The organism is Teichococcus oryzae (assembly GCF_008386565.1).
Taxonomy (GTDB): Bacteria; Pseudomonadota; Alphaproteobacteria; order Acetobacterales; family Acetobacteraceae; genus Pseudoroseomonas; species Pseudoroseomonas oryzae.
The window spans coordinates 175,256-197,627 of the sequence record NZ_VUKA01000003.1 but is presented as its reverse complement, the minus strand read 5'-3'; the positions used below and the strand labels follow the sequence as shown (position 1 = coordinate 197,627).

Here is a 22,372-nt window from a genome sequence, read left to right as displayed (position 1 = left end):
GCGGAGGAGCTTCCCTTTCAGGCGAAATCCGCCCGGACGGAACCCGGGAAGGGCGTTGGCGTTGTAAGGCCGGCGGAACGGCAAAGGTTTTCGGCATGGATGAACTGCTCTGGTGGCAGCGCGGCGTGATCTACCAGGTGTATCCGCGCTCCTTCCAGGACAGCGACGGGGATGGCATCGGCGACCTGGCCGGCATCGCGCGGCGGCTCGACCACCTGGTGTCGCTGGGGGTGGACGCGCTGTGGCTGTCGCCGATCCAGCCCTCGCCCATGGCCGATTTCGGCTATGACGTGGCCGATTACTGCGGCGTGGACCCGATCTTCGGCACGCTGGCGCAGTTCGACGCGCTGGTGGCGGAGGCGCACCGGCGCGGCCTGCGCGTGATCCTCGATTTCGTGCCCAACCACAGCTCCGACCAGCATCCCTGGTTCCGGGAAAGCCGCTCCGGCCGAAGCAGCGCATGGCGCGACTGGTATGTCTGGCGCGACCCAGCGCCGGATGGCGGGCCGCCCAACAACTGGCTCAGCCATTTCGGCGGCAGCGCCTGGGAATGGGACGCGGCGAGCGGCCAGTATTACCTGCATTCCTTCCTGAAGCAGCAGCCCGACCTGAACTGGCGCAACCCGGCCGTGCGGGAGGCGATGAAGGCGGTGCTGCGCTTCTGGCTGGAGCGTGGCGTGGACGGCTTCCGCGTGGACGTGATCTGGCTGCTGATCAAGGACGCGCAGTTCCGCGACAATCCGGTGAACGAGGCATGGCGGCACGGCCATCCCCCCCGCGACCGGCTGCTCGACCTGTATGGCGCCGACCAGCCGGAGGTGCATGCGGTGATCGCCGAGCTGCGCCAGGTGATCGACGAATACCCGGACCGGCTGATGATCGGCGAGATCTACCTGCCCGTGCCCCGGCTGGTGGCCTATTACGGGGAAGGGCTGCGCGGCGCGCACCTGCCCTTCAACTTTCAGCTCATCACCGCGCCATGGCAGGCGGAGGGCATCGCCCGCATCATCCGCGAATACGAGGCGGCGCTGCCGCGAGGCGGCTGGCCGAACTGGGTGCTGGGCAATCATGACCAGCCCCGCATCGCCAGCCGTGTCGGCGGGGCGCAGGCGCGGGTGGCGGCGATGCTGCTGCTGACGCTGCGCGGCACGCCGACCCTGTATTACGGCGACGAGATCGGCATGCTGGACGTGCCGGTTCCGCCCGACCGCGTGCGCGACCCGGCGGAGCGGAACCAGCCCGGCCTCGGCCTCGGGCGCGATCCGCAGCGCTCGCCCATGTTGTGGGACGAGACGCCGGGTGCGGGCTTCACCAGCGGCGAGCCCTGGCTGCCGCTGGGCGCCACCCCGCCGGTGTCGGCGCTGGAGGGCGACGCGGATTCCATCCTCCACCTGTATCGCCGGCTGATCGCGCTGCGCGGCCAGGATGCCGTGCTGGTCAACGGCGCCATCGATGCGGTGGCGGCGGAAGGCGACGTGCTGCGCTTCCGCCGTTTCCTGGACGGGGAGGAGCGGTGGGTCCTGCTAAATCTCGGCGCCGCGCCGGCCAGGGTGGCATGGCCGCCGGGCGAGTTGCTGCTTTCCACCCTGCCGGACCGCGTGCCTGGCCGGATGGATGGCGGGGCCGAGCTGCGCGGCCATGAGGGCGTGATCCTGCGGGGCGCCGCGTGAAGGGGCCGGTACAGGCCCAGGCAAGGAACGGAACCGACGCGATGAGCAAGATGAATCCGGCGCGCCGCAAGGTGGTGGTGGTCACTGGCGGCACCATGGGCATTGGCCGCGCCACCGCCCAGGCCTTCGCCCACGATGGCTGGGCCGTGGCCGTTCTGGCGCGCGGCGAGGAACGGCTGCGTTCCACCGAGGCGGAATTGCGGACGCTGGGCGCGCCGGCGCTCGGCCTGTCGGTGGATGTGGCCGAGGCCGCCGCCATGGAGGACGCGGCGGAACGCATCGAGCGCGAACTGGGCCCGATCGAGGTCTGGGTCAACAACGCCATGGCGACGATGATCGCGCCGGTGATGGATCTCACGCCCGAGGAGCTGCGGCGCGTCACCGACGTCACCTATCACGGCCAGGTCTTCGGCACGCTGGCGGCGCTGCGGCGGATGAAGCCGCGCAACCGCGGCGCCATCATCCAGGTGTCCTCCGGGCTGGGGCTGCGGGCGGCGCCGCTGCAATCGGCCTATTGCGCGGCCAAGCAGGCGGTGCAGGGCTTCACGGATGCGCTGCGCTCCGAATTGCTGCATGACCGCTCGGCGGTGACGCTGACGGTGGTGTATCTGCCGGCGGTGAACACCCCGCAATTCCGCCGCACCCGCAACCACATGGGGCAGGCCCAGAACGCGCCCGACCCGGTGTTTGATCCGCGGCTTTGCGCCGCCGCCATCCTGGACGCCGCGCAGCGGCCGGCGCGGGAGGTCTGGGTCGGGCGTTCCACGGTGCAGATGGCGGCGGCGCAGGCGCTGGTGCCTGGCTTCGCCGATCGCAAGGCGGGGCAGATGTGGTCGGCGCAGCTGGACCCCTCGCAGCCGCCGCCCGATCCGGATGGCAACCTGTTCGAGCCGCGCCCGGGCGACCCCGGCATTGACGGCCCCTTCACCGACCGGGTGAAGCCGGCGCGGCAGGAATACTTCACCAGCCGTGCGCGCGATGCGGTGGTGGCGACGGCGGTGGGCCTCGGCCTGGTCGGGCTTGCCGCCCTGGCCGTGCCCGCCCTTGCCCTGCTGGCGCGGCAGCCCCGCCGCCATCCTGCCACCGTGTGGCGAGGCGCTGGCCGGCGCTGGCTCGGCTGAAACGGGCTGGCCGCGCGCCGGGGCCGGGCAACGGGCGCGAGGCTTCCCGTTCCTGCGGCCGAATCGGCGGCCCGCATATCGAATCCGGCATGTCTCCGGGCTGAGAACCTATTGGACCGTGATGGCGGTGCGGTCTACAGCTTGGGAAAAGGTGGGGCGCGCCTCCGCCCCGATGCCGGAGACGTCCCGATGAGCGAAAACAACAACAAGCCCCAGCCGGGCATGACCCATGCGGGCAAGCCCCTTCGCAGCCAGGCCTGGTTCGGCCGGCAGGACAAGATGGGCTTCTATTACCGCTCCTTCCTGAAGAACAGCGGCACGCCCCAGGACCAGTTCGAGGGCAAGCCGGTGATCGGCATCTGCAACACCTGGTCCGAGCTGAACCCCTGCAACGGTCATTTCCGCACCATCGCCGAGCATGTCCGCCGTGGCGTGCTGGAGGCGGGCGGCTTTCCGCTGGAATTCCCCGTCTCCTCCCTTGGCGAGGTGACGATGCGGCCCACCGCCATGCTGTACCGCAACCTCGCGGCCATGGATGTGGAGGAAGGCATCCGCGCCCATCCGCTGGATGGCGTGGTGCTGCTGATGGGCTGCGACAAGACCACGCCCGCCCTGCTGATGGGCGCGGCCTCGGCCGACCTGCCCACCATCGGCGTGTCCGGCGGGCCGCAGCTGCGCGGCGTGTATCGCGGCCAGATCATCGGCTCCGGCACCAACATCATCTCCATGAGCGAGCAGCTGCGCGCCGGCGAGATCACGCTGGAGGAGTTCCACGAGGCCGAGGCGGGGATGAACCGCTCCTCCGGCCATTGCATGACCATGGGCACGGCGTCCACCATGGCCTCGATGGTGGAGGCGCTGGGCGTAGGCCTGCCGGGCAATGCCGCGATCCCGGCGGTGGATGCGCGCCGCAACGAGATGGCCCGCCTCGCCGGCCGCCGCATCGTGGCCATGGTGCATGAGGATCTGGTGCTGTCGAAGATCCTGGTGCGCGAGGCGTTCGAGAACGCCATCCGCACGCTGGGCGCCATTGGCGGCTCCACCAACGCGGTGGTGCATCTGCTGGCCATCGCCCGCCGCGTCGGCATCGAGCTGACGCTGGAGGATTTCGACCGGCTTGGCCGGGGGCTCCATTGCGTGGTGGACCTGATGCCCTCGGGGCGCTTCCTGATGGAGGATTTCTATTACGCGGGCGGCCTGCCCGTGGTGCTGCGCCAGCTGGGCGAGGCCGGGCTGCTGCACAAGGACGCGCCCACCGTCAACGGCAAGCCGGTCTGGGAGAACGTCCGCGATGCGGAATGCTTCAACCCCGAGGTCATCACGCCGCTGGAGAAGCCGTTCAAGGAGGAAAGCGGCATGGCGATCCTGCGCGGCAACCTGGCGCCCGACGGCGCCGTGATCAAGCCTTCCGCCGCCTCACCCGAGCTGATGAAGCACACCGGCCGCGCCGTGGTGTTCGAGAACATCGAGGAGCTGCACGCGCTGAAGGACGATGACAGCCTCGACATCGACGCGTCCTGCATCATGGTGCTGAAGAATTGCGGCCCGAAGGGCTATCCCGGCATGGCGGAGGTCGGCAACATGCCGATCCCGAAGAAGCTGCTGCAACAGGGCGTGCGGGACATGATCCGCATCTCGGACGCGCGCATGTCGGGCACCGCCTACGGCACCGTGGTGCTGCATGTGGCACCGGAGGCCGCGGCCGGCGGGCCGCTCGCCCTGGTGCGCAACGGGGACATGATCACCCTCGACGTCGCCGCGCGCTCGCTGCACCTGCATGTGGACGAGGCGGAGCTGGCCGCGCGCCGCGCCGCCTGGGTGCCGCCGCCGCTGGCCGCCGATCGCGGCTACGTCAGGATGTATGTGGACCACGTGCAGCAGGCCAATCACGGCGTCGATCTCGACTTCCTGGTCGGGCGCAGCGGCTCGCCGGTGCCGCGCGACAACCATTGAGCGGTGGCCGGGGACGGAAGCGTCCCTGGCTCGGGGATCTTGCCGGCACTGGCCGGATGCGGGGACGCTGTGCCTCCCCGCCTTGCAGAGGAGGAAACAACCAATGGCATCATCACCCTATGGCGGCGTGTTCCCCGTCGTTCCCACCGTGTTCGACGAGAATGGCCGTCTCGACCCCGAAGGCCAGAAGCGCGCCATCGACTTCATGATCGATGCCGGCTCGCACGGCCTCTGCATCCTGGCCAATTTCTCCGAGCAGTTCGTGCTGACCGATGAGGAGCGCGACCAGGTGATGCAGGTCGCGCTGAAGCACGTCGCCGGTCGCGTGCCGGTCATCGTCACCACCACGCATTTCGCCACGCATATCTGCGCCGAGCGCAGCCGCCGCGCGCAGGATGCGGGCGCGGCGATGGTGATGATCATGCCGCCCTATCACGGCGCCACCATCCGCGTGCCGGAGCCCGGCATCTATGACTTCTTCCGCGCCGTGTCGGATGCCATCGACATCCCGATCATGATCCAGGACGCGCCGGTGGCCGGCACGCCGCTTTCCGCTTCCTTCCTGGCGCGCATGGCGAAGGAGATCCCGAATGTCTCCTACTTCAAGATCGAGGTGCCCTTCGCCGCCGCCAAGCTGCGCACGCTGCTGGAACTGGGCGGGGATGCCATTGTCGGCCCCTGGGACGGGGAGGAGGCGATCACGCTGATGGCCGACCTCGATGCCGGCGCCACGGGCGCGATGACCGGCGGCGGCTATCCGGACGGCATCCGGCAGATCATGGACCCCTGGGCCGCGGGCGACCGCGCCGGGGCGATGGCCGCCTATAACCGCTGGCTGCCCTTGATCAACTACGAGAACCGGCAGGGCTGGCTGGGGGCCGCTAAGGTGCTGATGCAGGAAGGCGGCGTGATCCGCTCCGACCATGTGCGGCGGCCGCTGGCGCCGATGCACCCGGAGACCCGCAAGGGGCTGATCGAGATCGCTTCCTCCCTGGATGCGATGGTGCTGCGCTGGGGGCGCTGAGGATCGCGGGCGTCAGGCCGGTCCCTCAGGCGGGACCGGCGGTTTCGCGGCGGAACAGCTCGGCGCAAAGCTGGTGGTGCAGCCGCGATGCCGCCGGGGAAAGCGGGCGCAGCCGGCTGCGGATCAGCCCGTAGGGCCGCACCACCAAAGGCGGCGCGTCCAGCAGCGGCGGCAGGCGGCGGTAGCGCCCGTCCGGCGCCAGCAGCGCGGCGACCGAGGCCGTCACCGCGCAGATGGACGGGCCCTGGGCCAGCGCCGCCATCGCCAGCAGGATGGATTCGGTGTCCAGCACCCGCGCCGGCCGCGGCAGGGCGGCGCGCAGGAACAGGGCATCGACCTCCTGCCGCAGCAGGGTGTGCGGCGGCGGCAGCACCCAGGGATAATCCAGCAGGGCGGCGAGGGCGGAAGGCGCGTCCCCCGGCAGAGGGTGATCGGCCGGCACCAGCAGGCACACCGCTTCCTCGCCCACCTCCAGGTAGTCGAGCAGGCCCGGCGCCACATCGGGCGGCATGCGGGCCAGCGCCATGTCGAGCCGTCCCGCCAGCAGCCGTTCCACCAGCGGCGCACTAGCATCCACCTCGACGCTGACGCGCAGATTGGGCTGGGCGCGCTGCACCGCCTCCACCGCGCGGGCGACGATGTCCACCGCCGGCGCCGTCACCGTGCCCAGCGCCACATGGCCGAAGGCGCCTTCCCGAAGGCTGTTCAGCTCGGCGGCGGCCTGTTCCAGCTCCACCAGCACGGAGCGGGCGCGGCGCAGCAGCACCTCCCCGGCCGCATTGGGGGACAGGCCGCGGGGGCGGCGCTCGAACACGGGCGTGCCCACCATCGCCTCGATCTCCGCCAGCAGCTTGGAGGCGGCGGGCTGGGTGATGCCCAGCCCCTGGGCGGCGCGGTTCAGGTTGCGCGTGTCATCCAGCGCCGCCAGCAATTGCAGATGCCGCAGCTTCAGCCGGGCACGGGCGAACCAGGTGGGGGGCAGGCGGGAGGCCATGCGGGGACATATCTCTTCCGGTATGAATCGCTCGGAATTTGGCATTAGACGGGCCTGCCGCGCTTTCCTACTGCTGGCGGCAAGCGGGGCCGCCTCCGGCCGCCCCTTCCTGGGAGAACGTTTGCCATGAAGCCTTGTTCCGACCCTGTCCGGTCGTTGTCCCGCCGTGCCCTGCTGGGCGCCGGCGCCGGCATTCTGGCCCTGCCGTCGCTGGCGCGCGCGCAATCCTGGCCGACCCGGCCGGTGACGCTGGTGGTGGGTTTCCCGCCCGGCGGCCAGACCGACTTCGCCGCCCGCATCGTGCAGCAGGGCATGGCGGCGGCGCTGGGCCAGCCCGTGGTGGTGGAGAACCGCGGCGGCGCCGGCGGCAATATCGGCACCGAATATGTCGTGCGCGCGCGGCCGGACGGCTACACGCTGCTGGCCGCCAATTCCAGCGCCATGGCGATCAACCCGCACACCTTCCCGAACATGACCGTCGATCCGATGGACCTGGTGTCCTGCGGGCTGGCGCTGAAAAGCTCCCTGATGCTGTGCGTGCATCCTTCCGTGCCGGCGAGGACGCTGCCCGAGTTCGTCGAATGGGTGAAAGCGCAGAAGGGCGGCATCGATTACGGCACACCCGCCGCCGGCAGCATGTCGCATTGCGCGATGGAGCTGTTCCGCTCCCGCATCGGCAAGCCGGACATGCAGGACGTGCCGTATCGCGGCAGCGGCCCGGCCATGCAGGATTTCATCGCCGGCCGGTTCAGCGCCATGTTCGACGCCGCCTCGGTGGTGGCGCCCTATGTCAAGGCCGGGCAGGTGCGCGCCATCCTGGTCACCGGCGAAAGCCGCGCCCCCGCCTTTCCGGATGTGCCGACGGCGGCCGAGCAGGGGCTGCAGGATTTCCTGATCACCTCCTGGATCGGCATCTCGGCGCCCAAGGGCACGCCGCCCGAGATCGTGTCGCGGATCAACGCGGCGCTGAATCAGGCGCTGAAGGACCCCGCCGTGACCGGCCGCATCACCGAGCAGGGCGACGAGCCGGGCGGCGGCACCATCGAGGACTATGACCGCCGCGTCCGCAACGACCACAAGCTGTGGGGCGAGGTGGTGCGGGCCAACAACATCACCGCCGGCTGATCCGCGCTTTTCCCCCCCGCTTCCGGGCTGTCGCGGCGGCGGCGGCATGGCTATGGATGGCGCAGGTCCAGAAGAGCCGGCGCCACCCACCCGGCCGCAGGGGAAAGCCGTTATGACGTCTTTGGTTCCGTTCCGCCTCCGCCGCCGCGCGCTGCTGGCCCTTGGAGGGTCCGTGGGAGGCGCGCTGGCCGCGCCCCGGCTGGTCGCCGCGCAGGGCGCCGCCTGGAGCCCGGCCCGGCCGATCCGCCTGGTCGTGCCCTTCGCCGCGGGCGGCGCCGCCGATTCCGCGGCCCGCAGCATCGCGCCCCGCCTGGGCGAGCGGCTGGGCCAGACCATCGTGGTGGAAAACCGCACCGGCGCCAGCGGCTCGGTCGGCGGCGCGGCGGTGGCGCAGGCGGCGCCGGACGGTACCACGCTGCTGTTCGATGCGTCCTCCCACATCGTCAACCCGTCGCTGCTGCGCGGCCTGCCCTTCGACTATGCCACCGCCTTCACGCCGGTTTCCCTGGCCGTGACCTTTCCGCAGGTGGTGGCGGTGAAAAGCGGCTTTCCGGCGCAAAGCCTGGCCGAGTTCATCGCCGCGGCGCGGGAACGGCCGGGGCAGATCAGCGTCGGCACCCAGGGCAACGCCACCGCCGGGCACCTGGCGCTGGTCGCCTTCCAGCAGCGCGCCGGGGTGGAGGTGACGCATGTGCCCTATCGCGGCGGCGCCGACGCGGCGCGGGATCTGGCGGCGGGAACACTGGACGCGGTGTTCATCACCGCCCTGTCCGCCGGCCCGACGGTGGACAGCGGCCGCGCCCGCTTCCTGGCCGTGGCCAGCGGCAAGCGCGTCGGCGTGCGGCCGGAGGTGCCGACCTTCGCCGAGGCCGGGTTGCCGGGCATCGAGTTCAGCGAATGGTCGGCGCTGTTCGGCCCCGCCGGATTGCCGGAGCCCATTGTCACCCGCCTGCATGCCGAACTGGCCGCGGTGCTGGCCGAGCCGGAGGTGAAGGCGCGGCTGGCGCAGCTCGCCGCCGAGCCGGTGGGCAGCGCCCCAGCCGATTTCGCCAATTACCTGCGCGACGGGCGGGAGCGCATGGCGCGGCTGGTGCGGGAAGCCAATATCCGACTGGATTGATGCCGCGCCGGATGTAGCATCCACCCCCGGCAGGCAAAAACAGCCCAACCGGGGGAGGATCGCTGCATGTCCGGCACCGTGGCGGCCGCGCGCATCGACGCGCACCAGCATTTCTGGCGCCTGTCGCGCGGCGATTACGGCTGGCTGACACCCGCCCTGGCGCCGATCCACCGCGATTTCGGCCCCGGGGATCTGCGGCCGCTCCTGGCGCCCCACAACATCACCGCCACCATCCTGGTGCAGGCTGCCCCGACCGAGGCGGAAACCGAGTTCCTGCTGCAACTGGCGCGCGGCGACGAGCTGGTGGCGGGGGTGGTCGGCTGGACCGACCTGGAGGACGCCGATGCGCCGCGCCGCATCGCCGAGCTGGCCGCCGATCCGTTGCTGGTCGGGCTGCGCCCCATGGTGCACGACATCCCCGACGATGACTGGCTGCTGCGCCCCGCCCTGGCGCCAGCCCTGGCGGCCATGGCGCGACACGGGCTGGTGTTCGACGCCCTGCTGCGGCCGCGCCACTTTCCGCACCTGTTGCCGCTGCTGGACCGCCATCCCGGCCTTTCGGTGGTGCTGGACCATGGCGGCAAGCCCGCTATCGCCGAGGGCGCCTCCGGCTGGGCGGAGGCGCTGGCCGAGCTGGCGCGCCACCCCAATCTTTGCTGCAAGCTGTCCGGCCTGGCCACCGAGGCTCCGGCGGACTGGGACATCGAAACGCTGCGCCCCTATGCGGCGGAAATCCTGCGCTGCTTCGGGCCGGAGCGCGTGATGTGGGGCAGCGACTGGCCGGTGGTGAACCTCGCCGGCGGCTACGCGAAATGGCGCGCGGCGGCGGAGGCGCTGGTGCCGGAGGCGGCACGGGGCGCCGTGTTCGGTGGCACCGCCGCCCGCATCTACCTGTCCGGGCGAGGCCGCCCGCCATGCTGAAATCGATCGACCCGCTGCTCTCGGCGGATTTGCTCTGGGTTCTGGCCGCCATGGGGCATGGCGACGACCTCGCCCTGGTGGACGCCAACCATCCGGCCGAGCGCATCGCCCGCGCCACCCCCTCCGGCCGCCTGATCCGGCTTCCCGGGATCCCTGTTGAACGGGCTGCGCGGGCCATCCTGTCCGTGCTGCCGGTCGATGATTTCGAGCCGCACCCGCTGCGCCGCATGGAGGTGGTGGGCGACCCCACCGCCATTCCGCCGCCGCAGCGGGCCGTGCAGGCGCTGCTCGGCCCGGGGGAGGCGCTGCATGGCATCGGGCGCTTCGCCTTCTACGAGGCGGCGCAGCGGGCCTTCGCGGTGGTGCAGGCGGGCGATCCGCGCCCTTATGGCTGCTTCCTGATCCGCAAGGGCGTCATCGCCGGCTGAAATCCGGGCGGCGCGGTCGTGGAAAAGCATGATTCATGGCCGTCCAACCTTGCAGCCGCTGCTTCGCCATCCATTTACCATCCACATGGATGGCGAGAGGATGGTTTTCGATGGCTGCCAAGCTGCATGAGCTGCGCCCCAGGCCGGGGGACAGCGAGAAGATCACCATCAATCTGGGCTATGTGGACCTGGGCCATATCGACCTGCTGGTGCAGGACGGCTTCTACGCCAACCGCACCGACTTCATCCGCACCGCGATCCGCAACCAGGTGGAGCGCCATGCCGAGGCGGCCCGGCAATCCGTGGCCCGCAAAAGCCTCGACCTGGGATTGCGGCATTACAGCCGCGAGGATCTGGAAGCCGCGCGGGCCGCGGGACAACCGCTCCATATCCGCGTGCTGGGCCTGGCCAGCATCGCCGCCGATGTGTCGCCGGAACTGGCCCGCGCCGCCATCGGCTCGCTGTCGGTGCTGGGCTCGCTGCAGGCCAGCGCGGCGGTGAAGGCCGCCCTGGCCGACCGGATCCGTTGACCCGCCGCGCCGCGCCTGAACCCTTTCACGGAAAAATACCCCGCATGAACATCGCATCGCCTACCGGCATGGCCCCCGCCGACATGGCTGAAGTGACCCGCCTGACCCGCGCGGGCCGGCTGCCGGAGGCCACCGCGATGCTGCGGCGCCTGCTGCATGGCGAGGCACCGCCGGCCGCCGCGCCGGCGCCACCGCATCGTGGCGCCCCCTTCCATGCCGGTTCCCGCGCCGCCCGCATCATCGATGTCGAGCCGGAAACGGGCGGTCCGGCGCCGCCCCGGGAAGACATGGCCAAGGGAGCCACCGCCAGGGGAGCTACCGCCAGGGGAGTCACCACCGGATCCGGCGCCTGGCCGCTGCCCGAGGCGGTGCGTGACCTGCTCGGCCGCCTGGGCGGGGACGGGATGGCGCAACCAGCCTGGCCGGGCCGGGCCACGCCCGCGGGCGGTGCGGAACCCGTGCCGGACGGCGGGCGCTTCCTGAGCCTGTCCTTCAGCGCCGAGGCGGGGAGCCGGTCCTACAAGCTTTACATCCCATCCACGCATCGCGGCGCGCCGGCGCCGCTGCTGGTCATGCTGCATGGCTGCACGCAATCGCCCGACGACTTCGCCGCCGGCACGCGCATGAACGCCCTGGCCGAGGAGGCCGGCTTCCTGGTCGCCTACCCGGCCCAGGCCGCTTCCGCCAACGCGCAGCGCTGCTGGAACTGGTTCAGCCCCGATGACCAGCGGCGCGGCCGGGGCGAGCCGGCGCTGATCGCCGGCATCACGCGCCAGGTCATGCGGGACCACGCCATCGACCCGCGCCGGGTTTATGTCGCCGGATTGTCGGCCGGCGGGGCGGCGGCCGCCATCATGGGCGCCACCTATCCCGATCTGTATGCCGCGGTGGGCGTGCATTCCGGGCTGGCCTGCGGCGCGGCGCGCGACATGCCCTCCGCCTTCGCGGCGATGCGGCAGGGCGCCGCCGCGCCATTCCCTTCCGGGGATGGGCGGCGCCTCGTGCCCGCCATCGTGTTCCACGCCGACCGCGACAGCACGGTGCATCCGCGCAATGGCGACCAGGTGATCGCCCAGTCGGCGGCGCATCCGGCGGCGGCGGGGCTGCGCGCCACGGTGCAGCGCGGGCAGGTGCCGGGCGGCCATGCCTATAGCCGCACCTGCCACCTGGACGCGGAGGAACGGGCGGTGCTGGAACAATGGCAGGTGCATGGCGGCGGCCATGCCTGGTCCGGCGGTAGCCCGGCCGGCTCCTACACCGATCCGCGCGGACCCGATGCCTCACGGGAAATGCTCCGCTTCTTTCTGGTCCATCGCTTGCCGCACCCCCAGGGGCCGGGTGGCGCCTGAGGCCGCCCTAGCCGCGCCGGACGTTCCAGAACAACGGAAAGGCGCGCAGCAGCCCGGACAGGTCATCGCGGAAAGCGGCCGGCACCTTGTACTGGCCAAGCGGGATATAGGGCACGTCCAGCAGCGCCTGCCGCTGCATCGCCATGGCGATCTGCTTCTGCTCGGCCTCGGTGCCAGCGGCAAGCCAACGCTCCCGCAGGGCTTCCAGCGCCGGGGCGTCGGGCCAGCCGCGCCCGGCATTGCGCCCATTGCCCCGCAGATAGGAATGCACCGCCGGGTTGAGTTGGTCGAGCCCGGCCCAGAAGGTGTGGAACACGTTCCAGCCGCCTTCTGAGGCCGGCCCCGTATTGGCCAGCTTCTGCACCACCGAGCCCCAGTCCATCGCCTGCACATCCACGGTGAAGCCGGCCCGCTGCAAGGCATCGGCGCCGACATCGGCCAGGGCCTTCAGCGGCGCGAGGTCGGTCGGGTTCAGCACCACGACCGGCCTGCCATCATAGCCCGCCTGTTGCAGCGCCTGCTTCACCGCGGCCGGGTCGCGCGGCGCCATTTTTTCCAGCCCCGTATCGCTGGCCAGCGGGGTGTCGGGGGCGAAGAAGCCGACGCCATCCTCCCACAGCGACGGATCGGTGCCCGCCACGGCCTGCATGAAATCGGCCTGCCGGATGGCGCCCAGCACCGCCTGCCGCACCGCCGGGTTGTTGAAGGGCGGCTGCAACTGGTTGAAGCGCATGCAGCCGATATAGCCGTAATCCTCCAGCAGCTCGACGCGCACGCCGCGGGCGCGGCGCAGCAGCGGCAGCAGGTCGGCGGCGGGGTTTTCCCACCAATCCGCCTCGCCTGCCTGCAAGGCCGCCGCCGCGGTGCCGCCATCGGGCATCACATGCCATTCCACCCGGTCCAGATGGGCCTGCTTCGGCCCGGCGGTGAATTCCGCCGCGCCACCGGGGCGGGGGCGATAGGCCGCATGCCGCGCATAGGCGACGCGGGCGCCCGCCACCCGCTCATCGGCAAGGAAGCGGAACGGGCCGCTGCCCACCATCTCCGTCACCTGCTTGAACGGATCGGTTTCCGCCAGGCGCTGCGGCATGATGGCGCAGATGCTGGAACCGGCCTTGCCCAGCGCCTGCGGCAGCAGCGGAAAGGGCTTCCGCAGGCGGATCAGGATGGTGCGGTCATCCGGCGCCGCGATCTCCTCCGTGGCGGCCATCAGCGTCTGGCCGAAGGCGTCGCGCGCGCCCCAGCGGCGGATGCTGGCGGCGCAGTCGCGGGCCAGCACGGGCTCCCCGTCATGGAACACCAGCCCTTCCCGCAGCACCAGCCGCCAGGCGAGGCCATCCCGTTCCACGGCGAAGCCTTCCAGCATCTGCGGCTGCGGGCGGTATTGCGCGTCCAGCCCGAACAGCGTGTCGAACACCAGCATGGCGTGGTTGCGCGTCACATAGGCGCTGGACCAGACCGGATCGAGCACGCCCAGATCGGATTGCGGGATGAACTTCAGCACGCGCGGCGCCTGGGCGGCGGCGAGGCGCGGCATGGCCAAGGGGGCGGCAAAGGGGGCAGCCAGTAGGGAGGCGGCCTGCAACAGGGTTCGACGGCGCGGCATGGCGGGGCTCCCGAGCGATTCGGCGGCGATTGAAGCCAGCTTGCGCCGCTTCGCCAAGCCCGGGCCGTGACAAGGCGGTTTGCCCGGGCCGGCGCTCTGCCGCATCATCGCCGCATGAGCATCGCCCTGCCAGACCCGCCGCTGAACCTGCTGACCGACATCGCCGGGCTGCGGGTCGGGCAGGCCACCGATCTTCCGCTCGGCTCCGGCGTTACCGCCGTGCTGTTCGACGCGCCGGCGGTGGCGGCGGTGACGATCCGCGGCGGCGCCCCGGGCGGGCGCGACACGGAATTGCTGCGCACCGGGGCGACGGTGCAGGCGGTGGACGCGCTGGTGCTGTCGGGCGGCTCCACCTTCGGGCTGGACGCGGCGGGCGGGGTGCAGGCGGCGCTGCGCGAGCAGGGCAGGGGCCAGCGCTTCGCCGGCATCACCATCCCCCTGGCGCCGCAGGCGATCCTGTTCGACCTGCGCAATGGCGGCAACAAGGATTGGGGCCGGTTCAGCCCGTATCGCGACCTCGGCTACGCGGCGGCGGTGGCGGCGCGGGAGGGGCATTTCGAGCTGGGCAGCGTCGGCGCCGGCACGGGCGCGACCACGGCCACGGTGAAGGGCGGGCTCGGCTCCGCCAGCGGGGTGACGGCGGAAGGGCACCGCGTCGCGGCGATCGTGGCGGTGAACGCCGTTGGCTCGCCCCTGGTGGGGGAGGGGCCGTGGTTCTGGGCCGCGCCCTTCGAGCGGGGAAATGAATTCGGCGGCCTCGGCTTCCCGCCGCGCTTCCTGCCGGAACACAGCCGCCTGCGGCTGAAGGGCGGCCCCGGCACCGCCACCACCATCGGCATGGTGGTGACCGACGCGGCGCTGACCAAGGCGCAGGCGGAGCGCCTGGCGATCATGGCGGATGACGGGCTGGTCCGCGCCATCCTGCCCAGCCACGCGCCGAGCGATGGCGACACGGTGTTCGCCGCCTCCACCGGCCTGCGGCCATTGGCCGACCCGATGGCGGAGCTGGCGGCGCTCGGCCACCTCGCCGGGCAGGTGATGGCGCGGGCCATCGCGCGCGGCGTGTTCGAGGCGGCGGCGCTGCCCTGTCCGGGGGCGCAGCCTTCCTGGCGCGACCGCTTCGGCTGAGGGCGCTTCAAGGGCGCGCCAGGACCTCCCGCAGGCTTATGCGGTGGTGCCCGCGAAAGCCCGTGGTGGTTTCCGCGGCGGCCAGCGCGTCCATCACCGCCTCCGCCGTGGCTTCGGCGGTGGCGCGGAACACCAGATCCATCCGTTCCTCCGCCAGGATGCGGCGCGGCAGGATGGTGGCCTGCGCCTCATGCGGCAATGTCTCGGCGGTGGAGAAGGCGAGGGCGATGTCGCCGCTGCCATGTCCCCAGAAGGAACCGGTCCAGGCGATGCCGGTGCCGGCCCGCGCCGCGACGCGGCGCAGTTGCCGGTGTTCCAGCGGGATATCGGTGGCCAGCACCACGATCACGGAACCCCGCTCGGGCATTGCTTCGGCCGCTGGCTCGACCCGGCGCCCATCCGGCAGGCGCAGGTCGCCCGGATTGCCGAAATTGGCCAGCACCAGCGCGCCCAGGCGGAATGGCGCCTGGTCGATCAGCAATTGCCGGGATGCCGTGCCGATGCCGCCCTTCAGGCCGAAGCAGCTCATGCCGGTGCCGGCGCCGACCGCGCCCGATGCCATTTCATCGCCAGCGGGGGCGGCGGCGGCGGCCAGGGCGGCGGCGGCGTCCTCCGCTGTCACCGCCATGGCCTGGATGTCGTTCAGGTAGCCATCATTGCATTCCAGCACCACCGGATTGACGGTGGACAGGTCCCGGCCGATGCGCGGCTCGCCCTGGATGGCATGGCGGATCAGGGCCTCGGCGCAGGCGGCGACGCCGAAGGTGTTGGTCAGCAGGATCGGGGTTTCCAGCTGGCCCAGCTCATCGACCTGCATCAGGCCGATGCTCTTGCCGAAGCCGTTCAGGACCTGGGTGGCCGCCGGCACCTTCTGGTGAAACAGGTTTCCGCCATGCGGCAGGATGGCGGTGACGCCGGTGCGGATGGCATCGCCCTGATGCAGCGTCCGGTGCCCCACGCGGACGCCGGAAACGTCGGTGATGGCGTTGCGGGGGCCGGGCGGCAGCGTGCCCCAGCCGAGGCCCAGGCCGCGCGCGCGCGGGCCATGTCCGGCGAATGGTTGGGCGGTCGTGTTCGAGGACAAGCGTTCCACCATGGTCTGACGATGGCGTTGTCCCAGGTCCCGGCCCGGCGGCCAACCCCTCCTGACGGGCCGGATGCGCGGCCGGGGCCTATCCCACCCCGCGCCGCATGCTGCGCAGACGCTGGGCATAGACATTGATCACCAGCGCCATCAGCAGCACCAGCCCGCGGATCAGGATCTTCAGGAAGCTGTCCATGCGGATGTGGTCCAGCCCGTTGTTCAGCACGCCCAGCACCAGCACGCCGACAATGGTGTTGCCGATGCCGCCCTGCCCGCCGAACAGGCTGGTGCCGCCCACCACCACGGCCGAGATGGCATCCAGCAGGTAGTTGTCGAACTGGTTCTGCTGCGCGCTGCCGAAATAGGCGACGCCCAGCATCCCGGCGATGCCGGAGCACAGGGCGGAGATCATCATCACCCCCGCCACCACCGCCTTGACGGCGACGCCGGAATGCTCCGCCGCCTCGCGATTGCCGCCCACCATGTAGACGTAGCGGCCGAAGCGCGTATAGGTCAGCACCAGGTGGCCCACCAGCAGCACCAGCGCCGCCACCAGCACGATCCAGGGGACCGGCCCGATCGAGCCGCTACCCAGCGCCACCACCAGGTCCGGCACGTTGTAGGCGATCTGCCCGCGCACCAGCAGGGCGCCGATGCCATTGCCGATCTGCAGCATGGCCAGCGTCATGATGAAGGAGGGGATGCCGATCCAGGTGACGCCAAAGGCGGTGACGGCGCCCAGCGCCAGCGCGCCGGCCAGGGCCAGCAGCATCGCCAAGGGCCCCGGCAGCGGGATGTTGGCGATGTTCACGCTGGCATCCTGCAAGGTGAAGAAGGCCAGCAGGATGCCGGCGGCATTCGCCACGCTGGCGACGCTGAGGTCGATCTCGGCGCACAGGATCACATAGGTCAGCCCAACCGCGATGATGGCGGTGATCGAGACCTGCTGCAGGATGTTGCTGACATTGCCGACCGTCGCGAAGGACGGGCTGAGCAGGCTGAACAGCACCACCAGCGCGATCAGCGTGACAAAGGGCGCCAGGTTGCGCAGCTGCCCGCCGAGGCGGAGCCAGAGCGGCTCGCGCAGCGCGGCGGGATCGGTGAGCGGTGCGGACATCCGGTGTTCTTCCTTCACGCTGCTTCCAGCAGGCGGTCCTTGCCCACCGCTTCCCCGGCGAATTCCCGCGCCAGCACGCCGCGCCGCATCACCAGGATGCGGTCGGCAAGGGACAGCACGGTTTCCGGCTCGGAGGAGACGACGACGATGCCGATGCCCTCGGCGCGCAGCGCGCGCACGATGCGCACCACGTCGTCCTTGGCGCCCACATCCATGCCCCGCGTCGGCTCGCTCAGCAGCAGCACGCGCGGCAGGTGGGTCAGCCAGCGGGCAAGGGCGACCTTCTGCTGGTTGCCGCCCGAAAGCTGCCCCACCGGCAGGTCCACCCGCGCTGGCCTGACGCCCAGGCGGCGCACATGCCCCCCGGCGATCTCGCGCTCCAGGCGTGGGCGCAGCAGCAGGCGGTTGATGCGCTCCAGGATGGAAATGCTGATGTTGCGGTAGACCGGCTGCGGCGCGAACAACATGGCGCGGCGGCTTTCCGGAACGAAGGCGATGCCGGCCCGCTTGGCTCCCGGGGTGCCGCGCCGGAGCCGTGCCTCCCGGCCATCCACCCGCACCGTGCCGTGGTCCAGCTTCAGCTTGCCCGACAGGGCGCGAGCCAGCTCCAGCTGGCCCGAGCCCATGAAGCCGTAGATGCCCAGCACTTCCCCCGCATGGACGCGCAGCGAGGCGCCGTCGAACAGCCCGGCGACGCCAAGGCCTTCGGCTTCCAGCACCGCCGGCGTGGAAGGGCGTGGCGGCAGGGTGCGGGCATCGGTGTAGCTTTCCTCCAGCCGCTCATGGCCGCCGCCGATCATCCGCTCGATCAGCCAGGCCTTGCTGATCGAGCGCGCGGGGGAGGCGCCGACCCGGCGGCCATTGCGGAACACGGTGACGTTGTCCGAGATCCGCAGGACGTCGTCGAGGAAGTGGGAGATGAACACCACGCTGCGCCCGGAGGCGCGCAGCCGCTCCAGCAGCGCGAACAGCTTCTCCACCTCGGGCGGCGACAGGGCGGAGGTCGGCTCGTCCAGGATCAGGATGCGGGCGCCGGACAGCAGCACCCGCGCCAGCTCGATCATCTGCTGCAGGCCGAGCGGCAGCGATCCGGCCGGCGCCGCGGGGTCCACCTCGATGCCCAGCTCGCGCAGCTGCGCCCGCGCCTGGTCCCGCATCCGCCGCCAGGAGATGACGCCGAGGCGGTTCAAGGGCTGCCGGCCCAGCATGACGTTCTCGGCCACCGAAAGCGCCGGCACGATGGAGAGTTCCTGATGCACCATGCCGATGCCGGCATCGCGCGCGTCGCGCGGCGTGCGCAGCCGGACGGGGTGCCCGTCCAGCCGCATCTCGCCCTCATACTCGCTGTGCACGCCGGCGATGATCTTCATCAGCGTGCTCTTGCCGGCGCCGTTCTCGCCGACGAGGCCATGGATCTCGCCCCGGCCGAGGCTGAAATCCACATTGTCCAGCGCGGTGACGCCGGCGAAGCGCTTGGAAACGCCGCGCAGTTCCAGCAGCGGCGGATCGGTGGGCATGCGGCTCCGCCCCGGCTAGATCAGGTAGTGCTTCTGCATCCAGGCCATGCCGGCGGCATTGGCCTTGGTGACCACGGGCCCATCGGTGATGACGTGCTTCGGGATGCCCTCGGCGCCGGTTTTCTCGCCGGCCACCACGGCGGCGACGCCGGCCATGATGGCGCCGCCATGGATGCGGCAGGAGGGATTGCGGACCGTCGCGTGCATGCGCCCATCCGCCACGGCGGCAAGGGCGGGGGGCATGGCGTCGCAGCCGCCGATCTTGATGTCGGTGCGGCCCTTGGCGCGCATGACGTTGTAGGCGGCCAGCGCCATGTCGTCATTGTGGAAATAGGCGGCGCTGATCTTGGGATACTTGGTCAGGTGGGTGTCCCAGATGCGGGCCACCTTGGTCACGTCCCAGTCGCCCGGGGTGGTGTCCAGCACCTCCACCTTGGGGTAGCGCTTGACCACGGAATCGAAGCCGCGCGCGCGGCCCTGGGCGCCGGTATGGCCCAGCGCGCCCTGGGTCATGATGACCGTGCCTTCCCCGCCGATGGCCTGCATCAGCGCCTCGGTGACGGAGGCGCCCATGAACTCGTTGTCGGGCGCCAGGAAGGAATGGACATTGATGCTGTCCAGCGGCGCGATCAGCGTGTCCATGTCGATCACCGGGATGCCGGCATCGATCATCCGCCGCACCGGCGCCGTCAGCGTGCCGATGCCGAAGGCCTGAATGGCCACGAAGTCCCAGCGCTGGGAGGCCATGTTGTCGATGGCACCGCGCTGGCGGGTGGCGTTCAGCTCGCCATCGAACCAGGTGACATCCACATTGAACAGCTTGCCCCAATATTCGGCCGCCGCCTTGCCCTGGGCGCACCATGTCGCCTGCAGCCCGGCATTGGAGAAGGCGGCGCGCAGCGGCTTTTCGGACCGTCCCATCTCGGCGGCGAGGGCGGGGTCGAGGCCGAGCCCCCCCAGGAGCGGCGCCGCCGCGGCGGCAGTCAGCAGGGCACGACGGCCACCGCGCGGTGGGTCTTGCTGGTCCATGACGCTTCTCCCCTGCCCGGGGCGATCATGCGCGCCGCCGCTTCGGGCGCTTCAGCTTGCACCAGCGTGGCGGCGGATTGCAATCATTGGGATGGCGGAAGGAGGGGCGCCTGTCGCGCCGCGTGTGGCGGGCGGGGCGCCCCCGGCCCCACCGCTCACCCCTCCAGCTCGTGCGACAGGGCGATCAGGTCCTGGGTGTGGGAATGCCTCGCCTGTCCGGCGCGCAGCTCCGCTTCCGACAGGATCTCGACGATGCGGCCGCCCTGCATCACCGCCAGCCTTTCACAGAGATGCGCGACCACCGCCAGGTTGTGCGACACCAGGATGCAGGTGAGCTGCCGCGCTTCCCGCAGGTCCGACAGCAGGTTCAGCACCTCCGCCTGCACCGACACGTCCAGCGCGCTGGTGGGCTCGTCCAGCAGCAGCACGGACGGGTCGGCGATCAGCGCGCGGGCAATGGCGACGCGCTGGCGCTGCCCGCCGGACAGCTGGTGCGGATAGCGGAAGCGCGCCGTGCGGGGCAGGGCAACCTCCTCCAGCGCGCGGGTGATGCGGCTCTCGGCATCGGGGATGCCATGCACCTCCAGCGGCTCGGCCAGGATGCGGTCCACCGTCTGGCGCGGGTGCAGGGAGCCATAAGGGTCCTGGAACACCATCTGCACGCGCTGAAAGAAGGCGCGGTCCCGCCTGGGGCCCAACGCCTGCCCGGCCACGGCCATGCGGCCATCCCAGCCCGCGTTCAGCCCCGCGATGGTGCGCAGCACGGTGGACTTGCCGGAGCCGCTTTCCCCCACCAGCCCGAAGGTCTCCCCCGCCGCGACGCGGAAGCTGACGTCGCGCACCACATGGTTGGAGCCGAAATGGACGTTGAGATGCTCGACCTCGATCATGCATGCGGCTCCAGCCAGGCGGCGTCACGGTTCAGGGTCGGCAGCCGCGCGCGCTTCCGCGACAGGGAAGGCATGCAGTCGAGCAAACCGCGCGTGTAGGCGTGGCTCGCGCGGTGCAGGTCGCGCGCCGGCAGCTCCTCCATCACCTGGCCGGCATACATCACCACCACGCGGTCGCAGAAGCGGGCCACCAGCGGCAGGTCGTGGCTGATCAGCATCAGCCCCATGCCGCGCTCCGACACCAGATCCTCGATCAGCTTCAGAATCTCCGCCTGGACGGAGGCATCGAGGGCGCTGGTCGGCTCGTCGGCGATCAGCAGGTCGGGGTTGGGGGCCAGCATCATGGCGATCATGATGCGCTGGCCCATGCCGCCCGACACCTCGTGCGGATAGGAATCCAGCACGCGCCTCGGGTCGCGGATCTTCACCTGCTCCAGCAGGGACAGCGCCGCGTCGCGCGCTTCCCGCCGGCCGCCCTTGTTGTGCGCCAGCCAGGCCTCGGCGATCTGCCGGCCCACCGACATCACCGGGTTCAGCGAGTATTTCGGATCCTGCATGATCAGGCCGATCCGGCCGCCGCGCAGGGAGCGCATCTGCTGTTCGGAAGCCGCCAGCACATCGACCCCGTCGAAGCGCAGTGCCTCCGCCCGGACGCGGGCGGCCTGCGGCAGCAGCCGCATCAGAGCCCGCCCCGTGACCGACTTGCCCGATCCGCTTTCGCCGACGATGCCGAGCTTCTCCCGCCCAAGGCTGAAGGAGATGCCGCGCACCGCCTGTGTGAAGCCGGAAGGGTTGGGGAAATCCACGCGCAGGTCGCGGATCTCCACCAGCTTGCCGTTGTTCATGCCGCTCATCGCTGCTTCGGGTCCAGCACGTCGCGCAGGCCGTCGCCCAGCAGGTTGAAGGCGAGGGAGGCGGTGAAGATGGCGATGCCCGGGATCACCGGCACCCACCATTGCTCCAGGATGAAGCGCCGCGCCGTCGCGATCATGGTGCCCCATTCCGGGATCGGCGGCTGCGCGCCGAGGCCGAGGAAGCCCAGGCCCGCCGCCGTCAGGATGATGGAGGACATGTCGAGCGTGACGCGCACCGTCAGCGACGGCATGCACATCGGCGTCACATGCTTCCAGATGACGCGCCAGGGGGAGGCGCCGGTCATCCGCACGGCGGCGATGTAGTCGGTGTTGCGGATGGTCAGCGTCTCGGCCCGCGCGAGGCGCGCATAGGGCGGCCAGGCGGTGAGCGCGATGGCGATCACGGCGCTTTCCACGCCGGGCCGCATGGCGGCGACGAAAGCCAGCGCCAGGATCAGCCGCGGAAAGGCCAGGAACACGTCGGTGACGCGCATCAGGACCTTGTCCACCATGCCGCCGGCATAGCCCGCGACGCAGCCGATGATCAGCCCGAGCGGCGCCACCAGCGCCACCACGGCGACCACCATGCCGAGGGTGACGCGGCCGCCATACAACAGGCGGGACCAGGAATCGCGCCCCAGCTCATCCGTGCCCAGCCAGTGCTCGGCCGAAGGCGGCTGCAAACGGTTGGCGAGTTGCTGCGCGCCGGGATCATGCGTCGCCAGCAGCGGCGCGAAGATCGCCAGCAGCAGCATCAGCACCACCACGGCGAGGCCGGCGACCGCCAGCCAGTTGCGCCGGAAGGCCAGCCAGAGCTGGTAGCGCCGCCCCCAGCGCGCCTGGGAGCGGGAGGAGGGGGTGTCGGAGAGCAGCCATTCGCGGCGCGTTGTTGCGGACATTCTACCTCACCCC

Annotated in this window: 20 protein-coding genes; 11 read left to right on the top strand and 9 right to left on the bottom strand. The window is 71.0% G+C overall.

Annotation, left to right across the window (positions count from 1 at the left end; genetic code table 11):
• Nucleotides 1-95 precede the first annotated feature (95 nt).
• From F0Q34_RS09575 to F0Q34_RS09560, 4 genes are all read left to right on the top strand, one after another.
• Nucleotides 96-1,670, top strand: coding sequence for an alpha-amylase family glycosyl hydrolase (locus F0Q34_RS09575; protein ID WP_149811980.1), 1,575 nt, complete (start codon nt 96-98; stop codon nt 1,668-1,670).
• A gap of 41 nt (nt 1,671-1,711) precedes the next feature.
• Complete coding sequence (locus tag F0Q34_RS09570) at nt 1,712-2,791, top strand: SDR family oxidoreductase (RefSeq protein WP_149811979.1); 1,080 nt, start codon at nt 1,712-1,714, stop codon at nt 2,789-2,791.
• A gap of 189 nt (nt 2,792-2,980) precedes the next feature.
• A complete protein-coding gene (locus F0Q34_RS09565) occupies nt 2,981-4,744 on the top strand; it encodes an IlvD/Edd family dehydratase (protein WP_241665413.1) in 1,764 nt (587 codons plus the stop codon).
• Nucleotides 4,745-4,847: 103 nt separating this feature from the next.
• Nucleotides 4,848-5,768 carry a dihydrodipicolinate synthase family protein gene (locus tag F0Q34_RS09560; RefSeq protein ID WP_149811978.1) on the top strand — a complete coding sequence of 307 codons (921 nt, stop codon included), beginning with the start codon at nt 4,848-4,850 and terminating at the stop codon, nt 5,766-5,768.
• Between the two features lie 25 nt (nt 5,769-5,793).
• Here F0Q34_RS09560 and F0Q34_RS09555 read toward each other — a convergent pair whose 3' ends face one another.
• Nucleotides 5,794-6,762, bottom strand: a complete 969-nt coding sequence (locus F0Q34_RS09555) for a LysR family transcriptional regulator (RefSeq protein ID WP_149811977.1) — start codon at nt 6,760-6,762, stop codon at nt 5,794-5,796.
• Nucleotides 6,763-6,888: 126 nt separating this feature from the next.
• On the opposite strand from F0Q34_RS09555, the gene F0Q34_RS09550 reads away from it, so the two are divergent.
• The 6 genes from F0Q34_RS09550 (at nt 6,889) to F0Q34_RS09525 (ending at nt 12,235) form a co-directional block, all read left to right on the top strand.
• Entirely contained in the window at nt 6,889-7,887 is a 999-nt protein-coding gene (locus F0Q34_RS09550) for a Bug family tripartite tricarboxylate transporter substrate binding protein (RefSeq protein WP_149811976.1), read from the top strand.
• Nucleotides 7,888-7,999: 112 nt separating this feature from the next.
• Nucleotides 8,000-9,007 (top strand): Bug family tripartite tricarboxylate transporter substrate binding protein, encoded by a 1,008-nt coding sequence (locus F0Q34_RS09545; protein WP_161600817.1) that lies wholly within the window; start codon nt 8,000-8,002, stop codon nt 9,005-9,007.
• 66 nt (nt 9,008-9,073) lie between these two features.
• Nucleotides 9,074-9,928, top strand: coding sequence for an amidohydrolase family protein (locus F0Q34_RS09540; RefSeq protein WP_149811974.1), 855 nt, complete (start codon nt 9,074-9,076; stop codon nt 9,926-9,928).
• The gene (locus tag F0Q34_RS09535; RefSeq protein WP_149811973.1) at nt 9,922-10,356 is read left to right on the top strand and encodes an RbsD/FucU family protein; all 435 of its coding nucleotides are present in this window, start codon (nt 9,922-9,924) and stop codon (nt 10,354-10,356) included. The genes F0Q34_RS09540 and F0Q34_RS09535 overlap by 7 nt, the downstream gene beginning before the upstream one ends.
• A 110-nt stretch (nt 10,357-10,466) precedes the next feature.
• A complete protein-coding gene (locus tag F0Q34_RS09530; RefSeq protein WP_149811972.1) occupies nt 10,467-10,886 on the top strand; it encodes a CopG family transcriptional regulator in 420 nt (139 codons plus the stop codon).
• A 44-nt stretch (nt 10,887-10,930) separates the two neighbouring features.
• Nucleotides 10,931-12,235 carry an extracellular catalytic domain type 1 short-chain-length polyhydroxyalkanoate depolymerase gene (locus F0Q34_RS09525; protein ID WP_206667984.1) on the top strand — a complete coding sequence of 435 codons (1,305 nt, stop codon included), beginning with the start codon at nt 10,931-10,933 and terminating at the stop codon, nt 12,233-12,235.
• 7 nt (nt 12,236-12,242) lie between these two features.
• Here F0Q34_RS09525 and F0Q34_RS09520 read toward each other — a convergent pair whose 3' ends face one another.
• Complete coding sequence (locus tag F0Q34_RS09520) at nt 12,243-13,841, bottom strand: ABC transporter substrate-binding protein (RefSeq protein ID WP_149811971.1); 1,599 nt, start codon at nt 13,839-13,841, stop codon at nt 12,243-12,245.
• A gap of 114 nt (nt 13,842-13,955) precedes the next feature.
• On the opposite strand from F0Q34_RS09520, the gene F0Q34_RS09515 reads away from it, so the two are divergent.
• Nucleotides 13,956-14,969, top strand: coding sequence for a P1 family peptidase (locus F0Q34_RS09515; protein ID WP_174242020.1), 1,014 nt, complete (start codon nt 13,956-13,958; stop codon nt 14,967-14,969).
• 7 nt (nt 14,970-14,976) lie between these two features.
• Here the strand turns inward: F0Q34_RS09515 and F0Q34_RS09510 are convergent, their stop codons facing one another.
• The 7 genes from F0Q34_RS09510 to nikC all read right to left on the bottom strand — a co-directional run bounded on the left by F0Q34_RS09510 (nt 14,977) and on the right by nikC (nt 22,359).
• A complete protein-coding gene (locus F0Q34_RS09510) occupies nt 14,977-16,053 on the bottom strand; it encodes a DmpA family aminopeptidase (protein ID WP_241665412.1) in 1,077 nt (358 codons plus the stop codon).
• A gap of 88 nt (nt 16,054-16,141) precedes the next feature.
• Complete coding sequence (locus F0Q34_RS09505; protein ID WP_149811969.1) at nt 16,142-17,170, bottom strand: ABC transporter permease; 1,029 nt, start codon at nt 17,168-17,170, stop codon at nt 16,142-16,144.
• Nucleotides 17,171-17,184: 14 nt separating this feature from the next.
• Entirely contained in the window at nt 17,185-18,687 is a 1,503-nt protein-coding gene (locus F0Q34_RS09500; protein ID WP_149811968.1) for a sugar ABC transporter ATP-binding protein, read from the bottom strand.
• Between the two features lie 15 nt (nt 18,688-18,702).
• Entirely contained in the window at nt 18,703-19,716 is a 1,014-nt protein-coding gene (locus F0Q34_RS09495) for a sugar ABC transporter substrate-binding protein (protein ID WP_149811967.1), read from the bottom strand.
• Nucleotides 19,717-19,871: 155 nt separating this feature from the next.
• Complete coding sequence (locus tag F0Q34_RS09490; RefSeq protein WP_149811966.1) at nt 19,872-20,606, bottom strand: ABC transporter ATP-binding protein; 735 nt, start codon at nt 20,604-20,606, stop codon at nt 19,872-19,874.
• Nucleotides 20,603-21,460 carry an ABC transporter ATP-binding protein gene (locus F0Q34_RS09485; protein WP_241665411.1) on the bottom strand — a complete coding sequence of 286 codons (858 nt, stop codon included), beginning with the start codon at nt 21,458-21,460 and terminating at the stop codon, nt 20,603-20,605. The genes F0Q34_RS09490 and F0Q34_RS09485 overlap by 4 nt, the downstream gene beginning before the upstream one ends.
• Entirely contained in the window at nt 21,457-22,359 is a 903-nt protein-coding gene (gene nikC, locus F0Q34_RS09480) for a nickel transporter permease (RefSeq protein ID WP_149811964.1), read from the bottom strand. Before nikC ends, F0Q34_RS09485 begins: the two co-directional genes overlap by 4 nt.
• Nucleotides 22,360-22,372: the final 13 nt, after the last annotated feature.